Origin of the sequence: Massilia sp. TS11, from assembly GCF_022012445.1 — a bacterium.
GTDB lineage: Bacteria > Pseudomonadota > Gammaproteobacteria > Burkholderiales > Burkholderiaceae_D > Telluria.
The window spans coordinates 51,428-70,909 of sequence record NZ_JAKLTS010000007.1 but is presented as its reverse complement, the minus strand read 5'-3'; the positions used below and the strand labels follow the sequence as shown (position 1 = coordinate 70,909).

Below are 19,482 nucleotides of genomic sequence, written 5' to 3'. Positions count from 1 at the left end.
GATGGCGGACGCCGCGCTGTTCCGCCGCTTGGCCGAACTCGACGGCAGTGTCGCCTTCGTGCTCGGCTGGCCCGAGGCCGACTGGCGCTATCTGTCGCCGCACGCGGCCAGCCTGCTCGGCAGCACCGAGGCGGGCGCGCTCGCGCCCCTGCTCGCGGGCCTGGCCGAGCGCGTGCGCCGCTACGAGGCCGGCGACGCCAGCCGTCTGCAGCTGGAACGCACGCTCGACTGGGCGCGGCCCGATGGCAGCAGCCAGCCGCTGCGCATTCTGTCGGCGCTCGAACTGGACGCGGGGCGCGTTGTCGCCGTCATCGGCCTGATCCGCGACAACAGCGCCGAGCGCGAGCGCCTGCAGGCGCAGAAGCGTTTCGCCAGCATGCTCAACCACGAATTTCGCACACCGCTGGCCACCATCGATGGCGCCATCCAGCGCCTCGAGGCCACTGGCCAGCAGCAGGATGCGCCGACGCGCGAGCGCTACCGCCGAATCGCGCAGGCCGTCGATCGCCTGCTCGCCATGCTCGAGGACTATCTGTCGCCCGACCGCCTGGCCGAAACCGGCCACAAGGCGCGCACGCGTCCGCTCGGAGCGGCCGTGCTGCTGGAAGAAGCGGCCAGCCGGGCGCGCCAGGCCGGGCGCCAGGTCGACCTCTTGATCGGCAGCTTGCCGGCCCAGTTGCGCGGCGATCCGGCGGCCCTGCGCCTCGCGTTGAAAGTGCTGATCGACAACGCCTTGCTGTACGCGCCGGCACCCGCGCGCCTGAGCCTGTCTGGCGATGCCGGACCCGCTGGTTTGGAATTGTTGGTAGCAGACAACGGGCCGGGCCTGCCGGCCGCCGAAGTGTCCGACATCTTTCAGAAGGGTTTTCGCGGCAGCAATGCGGCTGGCCATCCTGGTCATGGTCTGGGCCTGTATCTGGCCCGCTCGGTGATCGAAGCGCAGGGCGGACGTCTTGACGCGCGCGCCGGTAAAGACGGCGGTTTGGCCTTCCGGATTTGCTTGCCGCTGCCCTGAAATGCTTGCGTCGCTGGAAGACAGCGTTGATAATTCGCAAGATCATTTGAGATCGGGTAGGCGCCACGCCCGGCGAAGGGCGAAGCAAGACCAAGACCACGAGGAAAACAGCCCCACCCATGACGCAGATTCTGATTGTTGAGGACAATGGTGAGTACGCCAGCGACATGGCGGAGTTTCTCACCGAGTTGAAACACGAAGTCACGATCGCCACCTCGGCGACCGAGATGTGGGCCGCCCTGACCAAAAATCCGGCCGCCGTGGTCGTGCTCGACCTTGGCCTGCCCGATGAGGACGGCTTCAATGTGATACCGCGCCTGCGCCAGTTGTACCCGGGCATCGGCCTGCTGGTACTGACCGGCCGCGTGGCCTTTGACAACCGCATCATGGGCCTGCGCCTGGGCGCCGACCATTATCTGACCAAGCCGATCAAATTCCCCGAACTGGCCGCCCACATCGAGGCGCTCGACCGGCGCGTGCGTCCCCAGCACCACGAGCCGAGCGCGGCCGAATCGAAGTGGACGCTGCGCCTGGCCCAGCGCCAGCTCGAACTGTCGGGCGCCGTGATCGACCTGACGGAAAAGGAATGCAATTTCCTGCACCTGCTGACCATCAACACCCGGCCGGTGCCGCGCCAAATGATCGTGGCCGGCATGGGCGGCGATGATCCGGAGGCCAGCCGCCGCGTCGACATGCTGGTCTACCGCCTGCGCAAGAAGGCCCGCACCGGCCTCGGCCAGGACCTGCCGCTGCGTTCGGCCTATGGCGAGGGCTATAGCCTGTCGGCCGGTTTCAACCTCGGCTGAATAAATCGGGACAGAGTCAATGTAAGATCCGCGTTTTGCGGATTTAAATAGGGACAGATTAAACGGATTGCTGCTAGAATAGGCGCATGTCCCGTCAATCCCGTCTCATCGTTCCCGGTCTGCCGCACCACATCATCCAGCGCGGCCTCAATCGCCAAGCGGTATTCGAGGCCGACGAGGACTGTGCGGCCTATCTCGACTGGCTGCGCGAGGCGGCCAAGGCCACCCGCGTCCAGGTCCATGCCTATGTGCTGATGCCCAACCATGTGCACATCCTCGCCACGCCGCAGGACGAGACCGGCCTGGCGCGGATGATGCAGCGCGTCGGCCGCTTCTACGTGCCATTTTTCAACCGCCGCCATGAGCGCAGCGGTACCCTGTGGGAAGGGCGGTTTCGCACCTCGGTCGTCGATGCCGACCACTATCTGCTGGCCTGCATGCGCTACATCGAGCTCAATCCCGTGCGCGCCGGACTGGTCAGTGCGCAGGCCGAGTATGTGTGGTCCAGCTATGCCCACCATGCCGGCATGCGGGCCGACCCCCTGATCACCGACCACCCGCTCTACTGGGCGCTCGGCAACACCCCCTTCCAGCGCGAAGCCGCCTACCAGGCCCTGTTCGAGGACGCGGTGGCGCCCGAGCAGACCCGCCAGATCACGGACAGCGCGATCAAAGGTCTGCCTCTGGGCAGCGCCCCCTTCCTCCAGCAGCTGGCCCAGAAGACCAAGCGCGCCGTGCTGCCGGGCCGGCGCGGCCGCCCGTTCAAGACCGCCGCGCCCGCCTGAAACAACGCCCCCCGACACCCTTGCTCCCCAGATAAATCGGGGTCAGACCCCATTTATCCGAGGAGCAAGCAATCAAGCCGTGTGCGCCATGGCACCCTCCGGATATCGCTGCACGCAGCCTTGCTCGATGGATAAATGGGGTCTGACCCCGATTTTTCTATCTGACAAGTTTTGGCGCTTTTTGATCTGTCCCTATTTAAATGTGAAATCCAAAAACGCGAATTTAATTTGACTCCGACCCTCTTTATTTTGCTTGCGCGTTTTGCTGCGTTGCACTACTCTGGTTTTTCGCATCCCTATTTCGAGCTGGAGAACGCTGATGAACGCCCAAGGTTTGTACGATCCGTCCAACGAACATGACGCCTGTGGCGTCGGCTTTGTTGCCCATATCAAGGGGCAGAAAAGCCATTCGATCATCGAACAGGGCCTGCTGATTCTGAAAAACCTCGACCACCGTGGCGCGGTCGGGGCGGATGCCCTCATGGGCGACGGCGCCGGCATCCTGATCCAGATTCCCGACCAGTTCTACCGCGACGAAATGGCCAAACAGGGCGTCGAACTGCCGCCCCCGGGCGAATATGGCGTCGGCATGGTCTTCTTGCCCAAGGAGAATGCCTCGCGCATCGCCTGTGAACAGGAAATCGAACGCGCCGTGCGCATCGAAGGCCAGGTCGTGCTCGGCTGGCGCAATGTGCCGGTCGACGTCGAGATGCCGATGTCGCCCACCGTGCGCGCCAAGGAGCCGGTGATCCGCCAGATCTTCATCGGCCGCGGCCCGGACATCATGGTCACCGACGCCCTCGAACGCAAACTGTATGTGATCCGCAAATCCTCGGGCCACGCGATCCAGGCTCTGAAGCTGATCCACGGTAAGGAATTCTTCGTCGCCTCGATGTCGGCGCGCACCATCGTCTACAAGGGCCTGCTGCTGGCCGACCAGGTCGGCGTCTACTACCAGGACCTGCAGGACCCGCGCTGCATCTCGGCCCTGGCCCTGGTGCACCAGCGCTTCTCGACCAATACCTTCCCCGAATGGCCGCTGGCCCACCCCTATCGTCTGATCGCCCACAATGGCGAGATCAATACCGTCAAGGGCAACTTCAACTGGATGCGCGCGCGCGAAGGCGTGATGAAGTCGGCCGTGCTGGGCGAGGACCTGCAGAAGCTGTTCCCCCTGATTTATGAAGGCCAGTCGGACACGGCCTGCTTCGACAACGCGCTCGAACTGCTGGTGATGTCGGGCTACCCGATCGCCCAGGCGATGATGATGATGGTGCCCGAAGCCTGGGAAAACCACACGCTGATGGACGACAACCGCCGCGCCTTCTATGAATACCACGCGGCCATGATGGAACCCTGGGACGGCCCGGCCGCCCTGGCCTTCACCGACGGCCGCCAGATCGGCGGCACCCTCGACCGCAACGGCCTGCGCCCGGCGCGCTACATCGTCACCGATGACGACCTGGTCGTGATGGCCTCGGAATCGGGCGTGCTGCCCATCCCCGAAAGCAAGATCATCAAGAAATGGCGTCTGCAGCCGGGCAAGATGTTCCTCATCGACCTCGAAGCCGGCCGCATCGTCGACGACCAGGAGCTGAAGAACACCTATGCCAATTCCAAGCCCTACAAAGCCTGGATCAACTCGGTGCGCATCAAGCTCAATGAACTGAAGCTGGCCGAATCGCAGCTGGCCCAGCACCGCGCCAAGGACGCCCAGGGCGAGAAGGCCCCGGCCGCCCTGCTCGACCGCCAGCAGGTGTTCGGCTACACCCAGGAAGACCTGAAGTTCCTGCTGACGCCGATGGCCGTCAGCGGCGAGGAGGCGATCGGCTCGATGGGCAATGACTCGCCGCTGGCCGTCATGTCGAACAAGCTCAAGCCGCTGTACAACTACTTCAAGCAGCTGTTCGCCCAGGTGACCAACCCGCCGATCGACCCGATCCGCGAAGCCATGGTGATGTCGCTCGTGTCCTTCATCGGTCCCAAGCCGAACCTGCTCGACACCAATAACGTCAACCCGCCCATGCGTCTCGAAGTGGCCCAGCCGGTGCTCGGCTTCGACGACATGGCGCGCCTGCGTTCGATCTCGCAGCACACGGGCGGCAAGTTCAAGTCCTATGAACTGAACATCTGCTATCCGGTCGCCTGGGGCAAGGAGGGCATCGAAGCCCAGTTGGCCTCGCTGTGCGCCGAAGCCGTGGACGCCGTCAAGTCGGGCCACAATATCCTGATCGTGTCGGACCGTAATGTCTCGGCCGCCCAGGTCGCGATCCCGGCCCTGCTGGCCACCTCGACCATCCACCTGCACCTGGTGGCGCGCGGCCTGCGTGCCTCCACCGGCCTGGTGGTGGAAACCGGCTCGGCGCGCGAAGTCCACCACTTCGCCCTGCTGGCCGGCTATGGCGCCGAGGCCGTCCACCCCTACCTGGCGCTGGAAACCCTGGCCGATATGGCGCCCGCCCTGGCCGCCGATCTGACGCCGGAAAAAGCCATCTACAACTACACCAAGGCGGTCGGCAAGGGCCTGATGAAGGTGATGTCGAAGATGGGCATCTCGACCTATATGTCCTACTGCGGCGCGCAGATTTTCGAAGCCGTCGGCCTGAACAAGGAACTGGTCGACAAATACTTCAAGGGCACGGCCACGCGCGTGGAAGGCATCGGCCTGTTCGAAGTGGCCGAGGAGGCCCTGCGCCTGCACATGCTGGCCTTCGGCAAGGACCCGGTGCTGGCCGCGGCCCTCGACGCCGGCGGCGAATATGCGTTCCGCGTGCGCGGCGAAGACCACCTGTGGACGCCCGATGCGATCGCGAAGCTCCAGCATTCGACCAAGGCCAACAACTTCAACACCTACAAGGAATACGCCCAGATCATCAATGACCAGAGCAAGCGCCACCTGACCCTGCGCGGCCTGTTCGAATTCAAGATCGATCCGAGCAAGGCGATTCCGCTCGAGGAAGTCGAGCCGGCCAAGGAGATCGTCAAGCGCTTCGCCACCGGCGCCATGTCGCTCGGCTCGATCTCGACCGAAGCGCACGCGACCCTGGCCGTGGCCATGAACCGCATCGGCGGCAAGTCCAACACGGGCGAGGGCGGCGAGGATCCGGCCCGCTATCTGCCTGAGTTCAAGGGCATCAAGATCAAGAAGGGCGAGACCATGGCGACCGTGCTCGGCGCCAAACGCATCGTCACCGACATCGCCCTCGAAGACGGCGACTCGATGCGCTCGAAGATCAAGCAGGTGGCCTCGGGCCGCTTCGGCGTCACGGCTGAATACCTGAACTCGGCCGACCAGATTCAGATCAAGATGGCCCAGGGCGCCAAGCCCGGCGAAGGCGGCCAGCTGCCCGGCCACAAGGTGTCCGAATACATCGCCTCGCTGCGCTTCTCGGTGCCGGGCGTCGGCCTGATTTCGCCGCCGCCGCACCACGACATCTACTCGATCGAAGACCTGGCCCAGCTGATCCACGATCTGAAGAACGTGAACCCGCGCGCCTCGATCTCGGTCAAACTGGTGTCGGAAGTCGGCGTCGGCACCGTGGCCGCGGGCGTGACCAAGGCCAAGGCCGACCACGTCGTGATCGCCGGCCATGATGGCGGCACCGGCGCCTCGCCGCTGTCCTCGATCAAGCACGCCGGTACCCCGTGGGAACTGGGCCTGGCTGAAACCCAGCAGACCCTGGTGCTCAATGGCCTGCGCTCGCGCATCCGCGTCCAGGCCGACGGCCAGATGCGCACCGGCCGCGACGTCGTCATCGCCGCCATGCTGGGCGCCGATGAAGTCGGCTTCGCCACCGCCCCGCTGGTGGTCGAGGGCTGCATCATGATGCGCAAATGCCATCTGAACACCTGCCCGGTCGGCGTCGCCACCCAGGACCCGGTGCTGCGCGCCAAGTTCCAGGGCAAGCCCGAATACGTGGTCAACTACTTCTTCTTCGTGGCCGAGGAAGCGCGCCAGATCATGGCCCAGCTCGGCATCCGCACGTTTGACGAACTGATCGGCCGCGCCGACCTGCTCGACAAGTCGAAGGCCGTCTCGCACTGGAAGGCCAAGGGGCTGGATTTCTCGGCCGTGTTCTATCAGGCCCCGGCCAAGTCGGGCGCGGCGATCTTCCACACGGAAGAGCAGGACCACGGCCTCGACAAGGCGCTCGACCACAAGCTGATCGCCCAGGCCAAGCCGGCCCTGGAGCGCGGCGAGCGCGTGTCCTTCATTTCGCCGGTGCGCAACGTCAACCGCACGGTCGGCACCATGCTGTCGGGCGAAGTGGCCAAGCGCTACGGCCACGCCGGTCTGCCGGACGACACCATCCACATCCAGCTGCAGGGCACGGCCGGGCAGTCGGCCGCGGCCTTCCTGGCCGGCGGCATCACGCTCGACCTGGTGGGCGAGGGCAATGACTACGTCGGCAAGGGCCTGTCGGGCGGCCGCGTGATCGTGCGCCCGAACACCGAGTTCCGCGGCTGGGCCGTGGACAACATCATCGTCGGCAACACCGTGCTGTACGGCGCGATCTCGGGCGAGGCCTTCATCAATGGGGTGGCCGGCGAACGCTTCGCCGTGCGCAACTCGGGCGCCACGGCCGTGGTCGAAGGCGTGGGCGACCATGGCTGCGAATACATGACTGGCGGCACCGTCGTGGTGCTCGGCGCTACCGGCCGCAACTTCGCGGCCGGCATGTCGGGCGGTCTGGCCTTTGTCTACGACCCGGACGGCGAGTTCGAAAAGAAATGCAATATGGCCATGGTGGCCCTCGAGCGGGTGCTGCCGGCGGCCGAACAGACCGACGTTACCACCATGCACAGCGTGACGCGCAATGGCGAGCGCGAGGCCGATGAGACCATCCTCAAGCGCCTGATCGAACGCCACTTCAAGCACACGGGCAGCACGCGCGCCCGCAACCTGCTGGACGACTGGGCCAATGGCCGCAGCAAATTCGTGAAGGTCTTCCCGACCGACTACAAGCGCGCGCTGAAGGAAATGTACACCGCGGCGCAAGTCGAGGAAAAGATCGCGGCCTAATCCGGAATAGAAAGAGGAATCATCGTGGGAAAAATCACCGGCTTCATGGAATTCCAGCGTCAGGAAGAGGCGTATCTGGCGCCCGCCGAACGTCTGAAGAACTACAAGGAATTCGTCATCCACCTGAGCGACGAGCAGGCCAAGCTGCAGGGCGCGCGCTGCATGGACTGCGGCATCCCCTTCTGCAATAACGGCTGCCCCGTCAATAACATCATTCCGGACTGGAACGACCTGGTCTTCAAGGGCAATTATCGCGAGGCCATCGACGTTCTGCACTCGACCAATAACTTCCCCGAGTTCACCGGCCGCATCTGCCCGGCCCCGTGCGAGGCCGCCTGTACGCTCGGCATCCACGAGGACCCGGTCGGCATCAAGTCGATCGAGCACAAGATCATCGACGTGGCCTGGGAAAAGGGCTGGGTGCAGCCGCAGCCGGCCGAGATCAAGACCGGCAAGCGCGTGGCCATCGTCGGGTCCGGCCCGGCCGGCCTGGCCGCGGCCCAGCAGCTGGCGCGCGCCGGCCACAGCGTGACCGTGTTTGAAAAGGCCGACCGCATCGGCGGTCTGCTGCGTTACGGCATCCCCGACTTCAAGATGGAGAAGTCGCATATCGACCGCCGCATCGCCCAGATGGAAGCCGAAGGCGTGGAATTCCGCACCTCTGTCCTGATCGGCAAAGACTTCCCGGCCAGTATCCACAACCAGGCCAAGGACACCATCTTCCCCGAGGACCTGGCCAAGGACTTCGACGCCATCGTGCTGGCCGGCGGCGCCGAGATGCCGCGCGATCTGCCGGTGCCGGGGCGTGAGCTCAAGGGCGTGCACTTCGCCATGGAATTCCTGCCGCAGCAGAACAAGGTCAATGCCGGCGACAAGCTCAAGGACCAGATCAAGGCCACCGGCAAGCATGTGATCGTGATCGGCGGCGGCGATACCGGCTCCGACTGCGTGGGCACCTCGAACCGCCATGGCGCGGCCTCGGTCACCCAGTTCGAACTGCTGCCGCGTCCGCCGGAACAGGAAGACAAGCCGATGGTCTGGCCCTACTGGCCGATCAAGCTGCGCACCTCGTCCTCGCACGAGGAAGGCTGCGAGCGCGACTGGGCGGTGGCGACCAAGCGCCTGGAAGGCAAGAATGGCAAGGTCGAGAAGCTGATCGCCTGCCGCGTCGAATGGAAAGACGGCAAGATGAGCGAAGTGCCGGGCTCGGAATTCGAACTCAAGGCTGACCTGGTGCTGCTGGCCATGGGCTTCGTCTCGCCGGTCCAGACCGTGCTCGATGCCTTCGGCGTGGCCAAGGATGCGCGCGGCAATGCCAAGGCCGCCACCGAGGGCGAGAAGTCGTATGCGACCTCGGTGCCGAAAGTGTTCGCGGCCGGCGACATGCGCCGTGGCCAGTCGCTGGTGGTCTGGGCCATCCGCGAAGGGCGCCAGTGCGCGCGCGCGGTCGATGCCTTCCTGATGGGCGAATCGGTGCTGCCGCGCTAAGAGCTGCAGGGGAGGAGGAGACAGAGCCGCTCAGCGGCCAGACTGCTGCAGTGAGGGGATCGGGGCCGCGCGCCCCGATTTTCTTTGCTGCGCGGCGCCGCGCAGGGTCGCGCGGCCGTAGAATACGCCAATGCGCGCCCCTCATTTTCCCGACGAGCAGGACTTCGTCTTCGGCCCCACCAATGCCGAGGAGGAAGCGCTCTACACCCTGCTGCTCGAAGGATTGCACAGTGGGTCTGGCGAACTGATCGAAGACCTTGAAGGCTTCTTCGATCGCCTCGACGCGGAAGTACAGACGCCCGCCACAGAATGATGCCGATAGCGCCCGACAGAAATTGCGGTGCTGCGCATTCTGCATGAGCGCCGCCTGCTGACACGGACCATGTTCCGCAATTAAGCCCCAATGGGAAACACTTTCCCATTGAAAGTTATCGTTTACACAATTGCTGCATATGCATAAACGTGTAAAAACAAATACTTACATTTGTAAAAATTGATGACTTGGCGTTCAGTAATCGGGTAAAATCCCCGTCCCGGCTCCCCAGAAACAGGGCCGGTCCCTGCAGGACTTGCTGTTCCTGCACTACAATACGGGATTCCCCATTCATGAGTACCGCTGTGTCCAACCTCGTCGAAATCCGCGATCTGCATTTCGCTTATGGCGAACGGCCGATCCTGTCCAACCTGAACATGGACTTCCCGCGCGGGAAGGTCGTGGCGGTCATGGGCGGCTCGGGCTGCGGCAAGACGACCGTGCTGCGCCTGATCGGCGGCCAGATCCGTCCGCAACGCGGCAGCGTGCGCGTCGATGGCGATGTCGTGCATGAGCTCGACACGGAAGGCCTGTACCGCCTGCGCCGCAAGATGGGCATGCTGTTCCAGTTCGGCGCCCTGTTCACCGACCTGACGGTGTTCGAGAACGTCGCCTTCCCCCTGCGCGAACACACGGACCTGCCGGAAGACATCATCCGCGACCTCGTGCTGATGAAGCTGAACGCCGTCGGTCTGCGCAATGCCGCCAAGCTCAAGCCGGCCGACCTGTCGGGCGGCATGGCGCGCCGCGTGGCCGTGGCGCGCTCCATTGCGCTCGATCCGCCGCTGATTATGTACGATGAGCCTTTCGCCGGCCTCGATCCGATCTCGATGGGTGTCACCGCCAATCTGATCCGTAACCTCAATGACGCGCTCGGGTCGACCAGCGTGCTGGTCTCGCACGACGTGCACGAGTGCTTCGAGATCGCCGATTACGTGTATTTCATGTCCGGCGGCAAAATCGTCGCCCACGGCACGCCCGACGATATGCGCCAGTCGACCGATCCTTACGTGGCCCAGTTCGTCAACGCCATGCCGGACGGTCCCGTGCCCTTCCACTACCCGGGCCGCGCGCTCGCCGACGACCTCGGCCTGGGAGGACAAGCCTGATGCAGAAATTCCTCACCGCCATTGGCAGCCCGGTGCGCCGCACCTTCGAAGACCTCGGCTATGCCGCGCGGGGCTTCGTCGCCATCCTGTCCAAGACCCCGGGCGCGCTGCGCCGGCCAGCCCTGATTTCGGAGCAGATCCACTTCATCGGCAATTATTCGCTGGTCATCATCGCCCTGTCCGGCCTGTTCGTCGGCATGGTGCTGGGCCTGCAGGGCTATTACACGCTGGCGCCCTACGGCTCCGAGCAAAAGCTCGGCGAAGTGGTGGCCAAGTCGCTGGTGCGCGAACTGGGGCCGGTCGTCACTGCCCTGCTGTTCGCGGGCCGCGCCGGCACCTCGCTCACGGCTGAAATCGGCCTGATGAAGGCGGGCGAGCAGCTGACCGCCATGGAAATGATGGCCGTCAACCCGATCCAGCGCGTGCTGGCGCCGCGCTTCCTGGCCGGCCTGATCTCGATGCCGGTGCTGGCCACCATTTTCAGCGCGGTCGGCGTGATCGGCGGCTACCTGGTCGGCGTCGAGCTGATCGGCGTGGACAATGGCGCCTTCTGGTCGCAGATGCAGGCCAATGTCAGCGTGCGCGCCGACATCCTCAATGGCGTGCTCAAGAGTTTTGTGTTCGGCGTGGCCGTCACCTTCGTCGCCCTGTTCCAGGGCTATGAGGCGCGGCCGACGCCAGAAGATGTGGCGGGCGCGACGACGCGCACCGTGGTCTATGCGTCCCTGCTCGTGTGGGGGCTGGACTTCGTGCTGACCGCCATGATGTTTAATAAGTAAGGAATCAAGCATGCATCGCAAATCGATAGACGTCTGGGTAGGCCTGTTCGTGGTCCTGGGGGCGCTGGCCCTGCTGTTCCTGGCCCTGAAGGCCGGCAATATGAGCGCCGTCTCCTTCAACAAGACCTATCCGGTGGTCGGCAAATTCGACAATATCGGCGGCCTCAAGCCGCAGGCCCCGGTCAAGGCCGCCGGCGTGGTGATCGGCCGCGTGGGCGACATCAAGTTCGACGACAAGACCTATCAGGCCCTCGTCACCCTGGACCTCGACGTCAGCTACAAATTCCCGAAAGACAGCTCGGCCAAGATTCTCACGGCCGGCCTGCTGGGCGAGCAGTACATCGGGATCGAAGCCGGCGGCGATGCGCAAAACCTGGCCGCTGGCGACCGCATCGCCCGCACCCAGTCGGCCGCCGTGCTGGAAGACCTGATCAATCAGTTCATCTACAGCAAGGCCGCGGACGGTAAGGACGCTGCAAAATGAGAAAAACCCTGGCGCTGACGGCCCTGGCCCTGCCCCTGCTGACGGGCTGCGCCACGACCGAAGCCACCAATCCGAAAGACCCGTTTGAGAAATTCAACCGGGCCATGTTCGACTTTAACGACAAGGTCGACCAGGTCGCGCTCAAGCCGGCCGCCACCGCCTACAAAACGGTGACGCCGGGCTTCGTACAGACCGGGGTCAACAACTTCTTCGGCAACCTGGCCGATGTCTGGACCGCCGTCAACCAGTTCCTGCAAGGGAAACCGGCCGAGGGCTTTTCCGACGTCACCCGGGTCGCCCTGAACTCGACCTTCGGCCTGCTCGGCGTGCTCGACATCGCCTCCGAAGCCGGCATTCCCAAGCACAACGAGGACTTCGGCCAGACCCTGGGCCGCTGGGGCGTGCCGTCCGGTCCGTATCTGATGCTGCCCTTCCTCGGGGCCAGCACGGTGCGCGACGCGGCCGGCATTCCGCTCGACCGCCAGGCCGACCCCTGGAAATACAAAGACCCTGTGTATGTCCGCAATATCGGCACCGGCCTGCGCCTGGTCGATCTGCGCGCGACCTACCTGGATGCCACCAACCTGATGGAAGAAGCGGCGCTGGATCGCTACGAGTTCGTGCGCGACAGCTTCCTGCAGCGGCGCGAAAGCCGCATCAACGACGGCAATGACGGTCGTAGCAAGGACGACAAGGAAGACGAGGTCCCGCCGCCAGCCGCAGAAAGGAAAGAACCATGATGAAACAACTGAAACTCTGGATCGCCGCCGCCGCCCTGGCCCTTGGCAGCAACGCCTTCGCCCAGACCGAAGCGGCCGACGCCTTCGTCAAGCGCATCAGCAATGAGGTGATGAGCGCCGCCAAGGCCGACAAGGACATCCAGGCCGGCAACCAGAAGAAGGTGAACGAGCTGGTCGAAGCCAAGGTCCTGCCCTTCGTCGACTTCCAGCGCATGACCTCGCTGGCCGCCGGGCGCAACTGGAAGGACGCCAGCCCCGAGCAGCAGAAGGCCCTGACCAATGAGTTCCGCACCCTGCTGGTGCGCACCTACTCGGGCGCGATCAGCCAGATCAAGGACCAGACGGTCGAGTTCAAGCCCCTGCGCGCCGATCCGGCCGACAGCGAAGTCGAAGTGCGCTCCCAGGTGGTGGTGCCGCGCGGCGAGCCGATTCAGCTCAACTACCGCGTGGCCAAGACGGCCGGCGCATGGAAGATCTACGACATCAACGTGCTCGGCGCCTGGCTGGTGGAAGCCTACAAGGGCACCTTCCAGAGCGAGATCACGAAGGGCGGCTTCGACGGCCTGATCAAGGCCCTGGCCGAGAAGAACAAGCAGGCTGCCGCCAAGGCCGCCGCTGGCGGCAAGGCTTCCAAGTAATGGCCTTCGCCCCCGTCAGCATCACGGTCGAGACGGCGCGCCGCGTCCAGGCCGAGGGGCTGGCCGCGATCCGCGCCGGCCAGACCGATATCGACCTGGCCGGCCTGACGGCCGTCGATTCCGCCGCCGTCTCGGTGCTGCTGTCCTGGCTGCGCGCCGCGCGCGCGGCCGGCAGCGCGCTGCGCTTTGCCCACATCCCGCAACCGGTCCATACGCTCGCCACCCTGTACGGGGTGGACGAATTCCTCGCCTAGTCCGCTCTGCGCGCGCGGGCCGGACTCCCACCCGGCCTGCCGAATTCCCCTATAATGACCAGTTCCCTTGGTCCATTTCCCTGCCATGGCAGCCATCCAGATCACCAATGTCGAAAAGCGCTACAAGGCCCTGCAGGCCCTGGGCGGCGTCTCGCTCACGATTGAAGAGGGCGAGTTCTTCGGCTTGCTCGGCCCTAACGGGGCCGGCAAGACCACGCTGATTTCCTGTATCGCCGGCCTGATCCGGCCGGATGCGGGCCAGATCACCATCCACGGCCACGACGTCGTCAGCGACTACCGCCAGGCGCGCATGAAGCTCGGCGTGGTGCCGCAGGAGCTGGTGTTCGACCCCTTCTTCACGGTGCGCGAGACCCTGCGTCTGCAGTCCGGCTATTTCGGCCTGAAGAACAACGACAAGTGGATCGACGAGGTGATGGACAACCTCGACCTGAGCAACAAGGCCGACACCAATATGCGCGCCCTGTCGGGCGGCATGAAGCGGCGCGTGCTGGTGGCCCAGGCCCTGGTGCACAAGCCGCCCGTGATCGTGCTCGACGAGCCGACCGCCGGGGTCGACGTCGAACTGCGCCAGACCCTGTGGAAGTTCATCGCGCGCCTGAACAAGGAAGGCCACACCGTGGTGCTGACCACCCACTATCTGGAGGAAGCCCAGGCCATGTGCCAGCGCGTGGCCATGCTCAAGCTGGGCAAGGTGGTCGCGCTCGACACCATGTCGGCCCTGATCCGGCGCATCTCCGGTTCGACCCTGAATGTCCATCTGCGCCAGGGCAGCCTGCCCGAGAGCCTGCGCCACCTGGTCTCGCACGACGCCAGCAATGGCGGCCAGGGCTACAACCTGCGCGTCAACGAGTACGCCGAAGTCGAAGGCATCCTGGCCGCCCTGCGCGCGGCCGGCTGCGAGATCGACGAAATGCAGCTGCAGCAGGCCGACCTCGAGGACATCTTCATCCAGATCATGGAGGGCCGCCACGTATGATCACGCAAGGCTTCAAGACCCTGTTCTACAAGGAGACCCTGCGCTTCTGGAAGGTCGCCACCCAGACCATCACGGCGCCGATCCTGACCGCCCTGCTGTACCTGCTGGTGTTCGGCCATGTGCTCGAAGGCCGGGTCGAGGTCTACCCGGGCGTCAGCTACACGGCCTTCCTGATCCCCGGCCTGGTGATGATGTCGGTGCTGCAGAACGCCTTTGCCAACGCCTCGTCTTCGCTGATCCAGTCGAAGATCACCGGCAATCTGGTGTTCATCCTGCTGCCGCCGCTGTCGCACTGGGAGATCATGGGCGCCTATGTGCTGGCCTCGGTCGTGCGCGGCCTGGCCGTCGGCTGCGGCGTGTTCATCGTCACCGCCTGGTTCGCCCACCTGAGCTTCGCCGCGCCCCTGTGGATTCTGGTGTTCGCCGTGATGGGCGCGGCCATCCTCGGCACGCTCGGCGTCATCTGCGGCATCTGGGCCGAGAAGTTCGACCAGCTGGCCGCTTTCCAGAACTTCTTCATCATGCCGGCCACCTTCCTGTCCGGCGTGTTCTACTCGATTCACTCGCTGCCCGCGTTCTGGCTCGCGGTCTCGCATGCGAATCCCTTCTTCTACATGATCGACGGCTTCCGCTATGGATTCTTCGGTCATTCGGACGTGTCGCCCTGGATCAGCCTCGCGATTGTCGCGGCCTTCTTCGTGGTGCTGTCCGGCGTAACGATCAACCTGCTCAAGCGCGGCTACAAGCTGCGTCACTGAACGACAAAGGACTTCCCGTGGCGACCACTCCCGAACTGATTCACAGCTATATCTCGGCCGGCCTGACCTGCACCCACCTCGAGGTGGAAGGCGACGGCCACCACTTCTCGGCCATCATCGTTTCGCCCGCCTTCGAGGGCAAGCGCATGGTGCAGCGCCACCAGCTGGTGTACGCTGCCCTGGGCGACCGCATGCGCGAGGAGATCCACGCGCTGTCGATGAAGACCCTGACCCCGTCCGAATACCAAGGCTAAGCATCCATGGATAAACTGAAGATCGTAGGCGGCAAGCGCCTCGCTGGCGAGATCACCATCTCCGGCGCCAAGAACGCGGCCCTGCCGATTCTGTGCGCCGGCCTGCTCACCAGCGGCGACCTGGCCCTGGCCAATGTGCCGCACCTGCACGATGTGCGCACCATGCTCAAGCTGCTCCAGCAGACCGGCCTGAAGGTCAGCCAGGACGGCGAGCAGGTGACCCTCAACGGCGCCGCCATCGACAAGCTGGAAGCGCCGTATGAGCTGGTCAAGACCATGCGCGCCTCGATCCTCGTGCTCGGCCCGCTGCTGGCGCGCTTCGGCGAAGCCAAGGTCTCGCTGCCGGGCGGCTGCGCGATCGGTTCGCGTCCGGTCGACCAGCACATCAAGGGCCTGGAGGCGCTCGGCGCCGAGATCCGCCTCGAGGGCGGCTACATCTATGCGCGCGCCAAGAAGCTCAAGGGCGCGCGCGTGGTCACCGACATGATCACCGTGACCGGCACCGAGAACCTGCTGATGGCCGCCACCCTGGCCGACGGCGAAACGGTGCTGGAAAACGCCGCGCGCGAACCGGAAGTGACCGACCTGGCCAATCTGCTGGTGGCGATGGGCGCGCGCATCGAAGGCATCGGCACCGACCGCCTGGTGATCCAGGGCGTCGAGGCCCTGCACGGGGCGCGCCACGAGGTCATCTCGGACCGCATCGAGGCCGGCACCTTCCTGTGCGCGGTGGCGGCGACCGGCGGCGACATCGTGCTGAAGAACACCCGCTCGGACATCCTCGACGCCGCCCTCGACAAGCTGCGCGAGATGGGCGTGATCCTGACCACCGGCCCGGACTGGATCCGCGCCCAGATGGCCAGCCGGCCCAAGGCGGTGTCCTTCCGCACCACCGAATACCCGGGCTTCCCGACCGATATGCAGGCCCAGTTCATGGCCGTCAACTGCATCGCCAGCGGCGCCAGCAAGGTCACCGAAACCATCTTCGAAAACCGCTTCATGCACGTGCAGGAGCTCAACCGCCTGGGCGCGCGCATCACCATCGAGGGCAATACCGCCTTCATCGAAGGGGTCGAGCAGCTGGTCGGCGCGCCCGTGATGGCGACCGATCTGCGCGCCTCGGCCTCGCTGGTCATCGCCGGCATGGCCGCGCGCGGCGAGACCCTGGTCGACCGCATCTACCACCTCGACCGCGGCTACGACCAGATGGAAGTCAAGCTGTCGCAGGTGGGCGCCGACATCGTGCGCATCAAGTAAGGAAAGCGATGAACGACCACCTGATCCTGGCGCTGTCGAAGGGCCGCATTTTCGAAGACACCCTGCCGCTGCTGGCCGCGGCCGGCATCACGGTGCTCGAGAACCCGGAGACCTCGCGCAAACTGATCCTGCCGACCAGCGATCCGGCCGTGCGCGTGCTGATCGTGCGCGCCACCGACGTGCCGACCTATGTCCAGCATGGCGCCGCCGATTTCGGCGTGGCCGGCAAGGACGTGCTGCTCGAGCATGGCGGCGAAGGCCTGTACCAGCCGATCGACCTGAACATCGCGCGCTGCCGCATGTCGGTCGCCACAAAGGCCGGCTTCGACTACGAGAACGCGGTGCGCCAGGGCGCGCGCCTGCGCGTGGCCACCAAGTTCGTGCACACGGCGCGCCAGCACTTCGCCAGCAAGGGCGTGCACGTCGACCTGATCAAGCTGTACGGCTCGATGGAGCTGGCCCCGCTGGTCGGCCTGTCGGACGCCATCGTCGACCTGGTCTCGACCGGCTCGACGCTGCGCGCGAATAATCTGGTCGAAGTCGAACAGATCATGGAAATCTCCTCGCGCCTGGTGGTCAACCAGGCCGCGCTGAAACTCAAACGGGCGCGCCTGCAGCCCATCCTCGACGCCTTCGAACGGGCGTCCGCACAAGGAAAGTAATCGCATCATGTCGCTCGCCATCCGCCACCTCGATTCCAGCGCACCGGACTTCAGCCAGCAGCTGCACGCCCTGCTGGCCTTTGAAGCGGCCACCGACGCCGCCATCGAGCAGGCCGTGGCCGCCATCCTGGCCGACGTGAAGGCGCGCGGCGACGCCGCCGTGCTCGAATACACCAACAAGTTCGACCGCATGCAGGCGGCCAGCATCGGCGCCCTCGAGATCGGCCAGGCCGAACTCGAGGCCGCCCTGGCCAGCCTGGCGCCGGCGCGCCGCGCCGCGCTCGAAACGGCGGCCGCGCGCATCCGTGTGTTCCACGCGCGCCAGAAGGAAGAACTGCGCGGCTTCAGCTATACCGAGGCCGATGGCACCCTGCTCGGCCAGCGCGTCACCCCGCTCGACCGCGTCGGCATCTATGTCCCCGGCGGCAAGGCGGCCTACCCGTCCTCGGTGCTGATGAACGCCGTGCCGGCCCAGGTGGCCGGGGTGCAGGACATCGTGATGGTGGTGCCGACCCCGGACGGGGTGAAGAACCCGATGGTGCTGGCCGCCGCCGCCATTGCCGGCGTCACGCGCGTGATCGGCATCGGCGGCGCCCAGGCCGTGGCGGCGCTCGCCTACGGCACCGCGACCATCCCCGCGGTCGACAAGATCGTCGGCCCCGGCAATGCCTATGTGGCCGCGGCCAAGCGCCGTGTATTCGGCACGGTCGGCATCGACATGATCGCCGGCCCCTCCGAAATCCTGGTCCTGTGCGACGGCACGACCGATCCCGACTGGGTGGCGATGGACCTGTTCTCCCAGGCCGAGCACGACGAGCTGGCCCAGTCGATCCTGCTGTGCCCGGACGCCGACTACATCGCGCGCGTCCACGCCAGCATCGACAAGCTGCTGCCGACCATGCCGCGCGCGGCCACGATCCGCACCTCGCTGAGCGAGCGCGGCGCCCTGATCAAGGTGCGCGACATGGCCGAAGCCTGCGCCATCGCGAATGCCATCGCGGCCGAGCACCTGGAAATCAGCGCCGAAGACCCGCTCCACTGGGCCGAGCAGATCCGCCATGCGGGCGCCCTGTTCCTCGGCCGCTTCTCGTCCGAGTCGCTGGGCGACTACTGCTGCGGCCCGAACCACGTGCTGCCGACCAGCCGCACGGCGCGCTTCTCCTCGCCGCTGGGCGTGTACGACTTCCAGAAACGCTCGTCGCTGCTGATGGTCAGCGAGGCCGGCGCCCAGACCCTGGGCAAGGTGGCGGCCGAACTGGCCTATGGCGAGGGCCTGCCGGCCCACGCGCGCAGCGCCGAGCTGCGTCTCAAGCCATGAGCTGGCGCGACCAGATTTTTTGCGAAGACGCCCTGACGGGCCTGGCCCGCGTGCCGGACGGGTCGGTCGACCTCATCCTGACCGATCCGCCCTATAACCTGGGCAAGGACTACGGCAATGGCTCCGACCAGCAGAGCGTGGATGACTACCTGGCCTGGACCGAGCAGTGGATCGACGCCGCCCTGCCCAAGCTCAAGGACAACGGCAGCCTTTACATCTTTCTGACCTGGCGCTTCTCGCCCGAGATCTTCGTCATGCTCAAGCGGCGCATGCTGCACATCAACGAGATCATCTGGGACCGGCGCGTGCCCTCGATGGGCGGCAGCACCCGCAGCTTCAGCTCGGTGCACGACACGATCGGCTTCTTCGCCAAGCGCAAGGACTATTATTTCGACCTCGACGCCGTGCGTATCCCCTACGACGCCGAGACCAAGAAGGCCAGGTCGCGCGCCCTGTTTGCCGGCGCCAAATGGCTGGAAGTGGGCTACAACCCCAAAGATCTGTGGAGCGTATCGCGCCTGCATCGCGAGCATCCGGAGCGGGCCGACCACCCGACCCAGAAGCCGCTGGAAATCATCAGCCGCATGCTGAAGGCCTCGTGCCCGCCCGGCGGCGTGGTGCTCGACCCCTTCATGGGCAGCGGCACCACGGCCGTGGCGGCGCGCCTGCATGGCCGACATTACGTGGGCTTCGAGCTCAATCCCGCGTATTGCGAGATCATCGCCCGGCGCCTGGCCGAGCCCGAAGTCCCGACCAAAAAACAGCGCAAGATCACCGCCGAACAATGTTAATCGCCGGCTCA

At 65.2% G+C, this 19,482-nt stretch carries 19 protein-coding genes; all 19 read left to right on the top strand.

Annotation, left to right across the window (positions count from 1 at the left end; translation table 11 throughout):
* Position 1: 1 nt before the first annotated feature.
* The 19 genes from LZ005_RS12330 (at position 2) to LZ005_RS12240 (ending at position 19,471) form a co-directional block, all read left to right on the top strand.
* The gene (locus LZ005_RS12330) at positions 2-1,015 is read left to right on the top strand and encodes a sensor histidine kinase KdpD (RefSeq protein ID WP_237808376.1); all 1,014 of its coding nucleotides are present in this window, start codon (positions 2-4) and stop codon (positions 1,013-1,015) included.
* A gap of 119 nt (positions 1,016-1,134) precedes the next feature.
* Entirely contained in the window at positions 1,135-1,821 is a 687-nt protein-coding gene (locus LZ005_RS12325; protein ID WP_237808375.1) for a response regulator transcription factor, read from the top strand.
* Between the two features lie 86 nt (positions 1,822-1,907).
* Positions 1,908-2,606: a transposase gene (locus tag LZ005_RS12320; protein WP_237808374.1), complete on the top strand. Its 699-nt coding sequence runs from the start codon at positions 1,908-1,910 to the stop codon at positions 2,604-2,606.
* Between the two features lie 319 nt (positions 2,607-2,925).
* Positions 2,926-7,629 carry a glutamate synthase-related protein gene (locus LZ005_RS12315; RefSeq protein WP_237808373.1) on the top strand — a complete coding sequence of 1,568 codons (4,704 nt, stop codon included), beginning with the start codon at positions 2,926-2,928 and terminating at the stop codon, positions 7,627-7,629.
* 24 nt (positions 7,630-7,653) lie between these two features.
* The gene (locus tag LZ005_RS12310; RefSeq protein WP_237808372.1) at positions 7,654-9,117 is read left to right on the top strand and encodes a glutamate synthase subunit beta; all 1,464 of its coding nucleotides are present in this window, start codon (positions 7,654-7,656) and stop codon (positions 9,115-9,117) included.
* A gap of 130 nt (positions 9,118-9,247) precedes the next feature.
* A complete protein-coding gene (locus LZ005_RS12305) occupies positions 9,248-9,430 on the top strand; it encodes a hypothetical protein (protein ID WP_237808371.1) in 183 nt (60 codons plus the stop codon).
* Between the two features lie 305 nt (positions 9,431-9,735).
* Positions 9,736-10,539, top strand: coding sequence for an ABC transporter ATP-binding protein (locus tag LZ005_RS12300; protein WP_237808541.1), 804 nt, complete (start codon positions 9,736-9,738; stop codon positions 10,537-10,539).
* Positions 10,539-11,318: a lipid asymmetry maintenance ABC transporter permease subunit MlaE gene (mlaE, locus tag LZ005_RS12295; protein WP_237808370.1), complete on the top strand. Its 780-nt coding sequence runs from the start codon at positions 10,539-10,541 to the stop codon at positions 11,316-11,318. Before LZ005_RS12300 ends, mlaE begins: the two co-directional genes overlap by 1 nt.
* 10 nt (positions 11,319-11,328) lie before the next feature.
* On the top strand, positions 11,329-11,802 hold the full coding sequence (mlaD, locus tag LZ005_RS12290) for an outer membrane lipid asymmetry maintenance protein MlaD (RefSeq protein WP_237808369.1): 474 nt from the start codon (positions 11,329-11,331) through the stop codon (positions 11,800-11,802).
* The gene (locus tag LZ005_RS12285; RefSeq protein ID WP_237808368.1) at positions 11,799-12,542 is read left to right on the top strand and encodes a VacJ family lipoprotein; all 744 of its coding nucleotides are present in this window, start codon (positions 11,799-11,801) and stop codon (positions 12,540-12,542) included. Before mlaD ends, LZ005_RS12285 begins: the two co-directional genes overlap by 4 nt.
* A complete protein-coding gene (locus LZ005_RS12280; RefSeq protein WP_237808540.1) occupies positions 12,542-13,180 on the top strand; it encodes a phospholipid-binding protein MlaC in 639 nt (212 codons plus the stop codon). The genes LZ005_RS12285 and LZ005_RS12280 overlap by 1 nt, the downstream gene beginning before the upstream one ends.
* Entirely contained in the window at positions 13,180-13,434 is a 255-nt protein-coding gene (locus LZ005_RS12275; protein ID WP_237808367.1) for a lipid asymmetry maintenance protein MlaB, read from the top strand. Before LZ005_RS12280 ends, LZ005_RS12275 begins: the two co-directional genes overlap by 1 nt.
* 85 nt (positions 13,435-13,519) lie before the next feature.
* Positions 13,520-14,431, top strand: a complete 912-nt coding sequence (locus LZ005_RS12270; protein ID WP_237808366.1) for an ABC transporter ATP-binding protein — start codon at positions 13,520-13,522, stop codon at positions 14,429-14,431.
* Positions 14,428-15,189, top strand: coding sequence for an ABC transporter permease (locus tag LZ005_RS12265; protein WP_237808365.1), 762 nt, complete (start codon positions 14,428-14,430; stop codon positions 15,187-15,189). Before LZ005_RS12270 ends, LZ005_RS12265 begins: the two co-directional genes overlap by 4 nt.
* 17 nt (positions 15,190-15,206) lie before the next feature.
* Positions 15,207-15,443: a BolA family protein gene (locus LZ005_RS12260; RefSeq protein ID WP_237808364.1), complete on the top strand. Its 237-nt coding sequence runs from the start codon at positions 15,207-15,209 to the stop codon at positions 15,441-15,443.
* A gap of 6 nt (positions 15,444-15,449) precedes the next feature.
* Positions 15,450-16,700: a UDP-N-acetylglucosamine 1-carboxyvinyltransferase gene (gene murA, locus LZ005_RS12255; RefSeq protein WP_237808363.1), complete on the top strand. Its 1,251-nt coding sequence runs from the start codon at positions 15,450-15,452 to the stop codon at positions 16,698-16,700.
* Between the two features lie 8 nt (positions 16,701-16,708).
* Positions 16,709-17,362, top strand: coding sequence for an ATP phosphoribosyltransferase (hisG, locus tag LZ005_RS12250; RefSeq protein ID WP_237808362.1), 654 nt, complete (start codon positions 16,709-16,711; stop codon positions 17,360-17,362).
* 7 nt (positions 17,363-17,369) lie between these two features.
* Positions 17,370-18,680: a histidinol dehydrogenase gene (gene hisD, locus LZ005_RS12245; protein WP_237808361.1), complete on the top strand. Its 1,311-nt coding sequence runs from the start codon at positions 17,370-17,372 to the stop codon at positions 18,678-18,680.
* Positions 18,677-19,471, top strand: a complete 795-nt coding sequence (locus LZ005_RS12240) for a site-specific DNA-methyltransferase (protein WP_237808360.1) — start codon at positions 18,677-18,679, stop codon at positions 19,469-19,471. Before hisD ends, LZ005_RS12240 begins: the two co-directional genes overlap by 4 nt.
* The last annotated feature ends 11 nt before the right edge of the window (positions 19,472-19,482 follow it).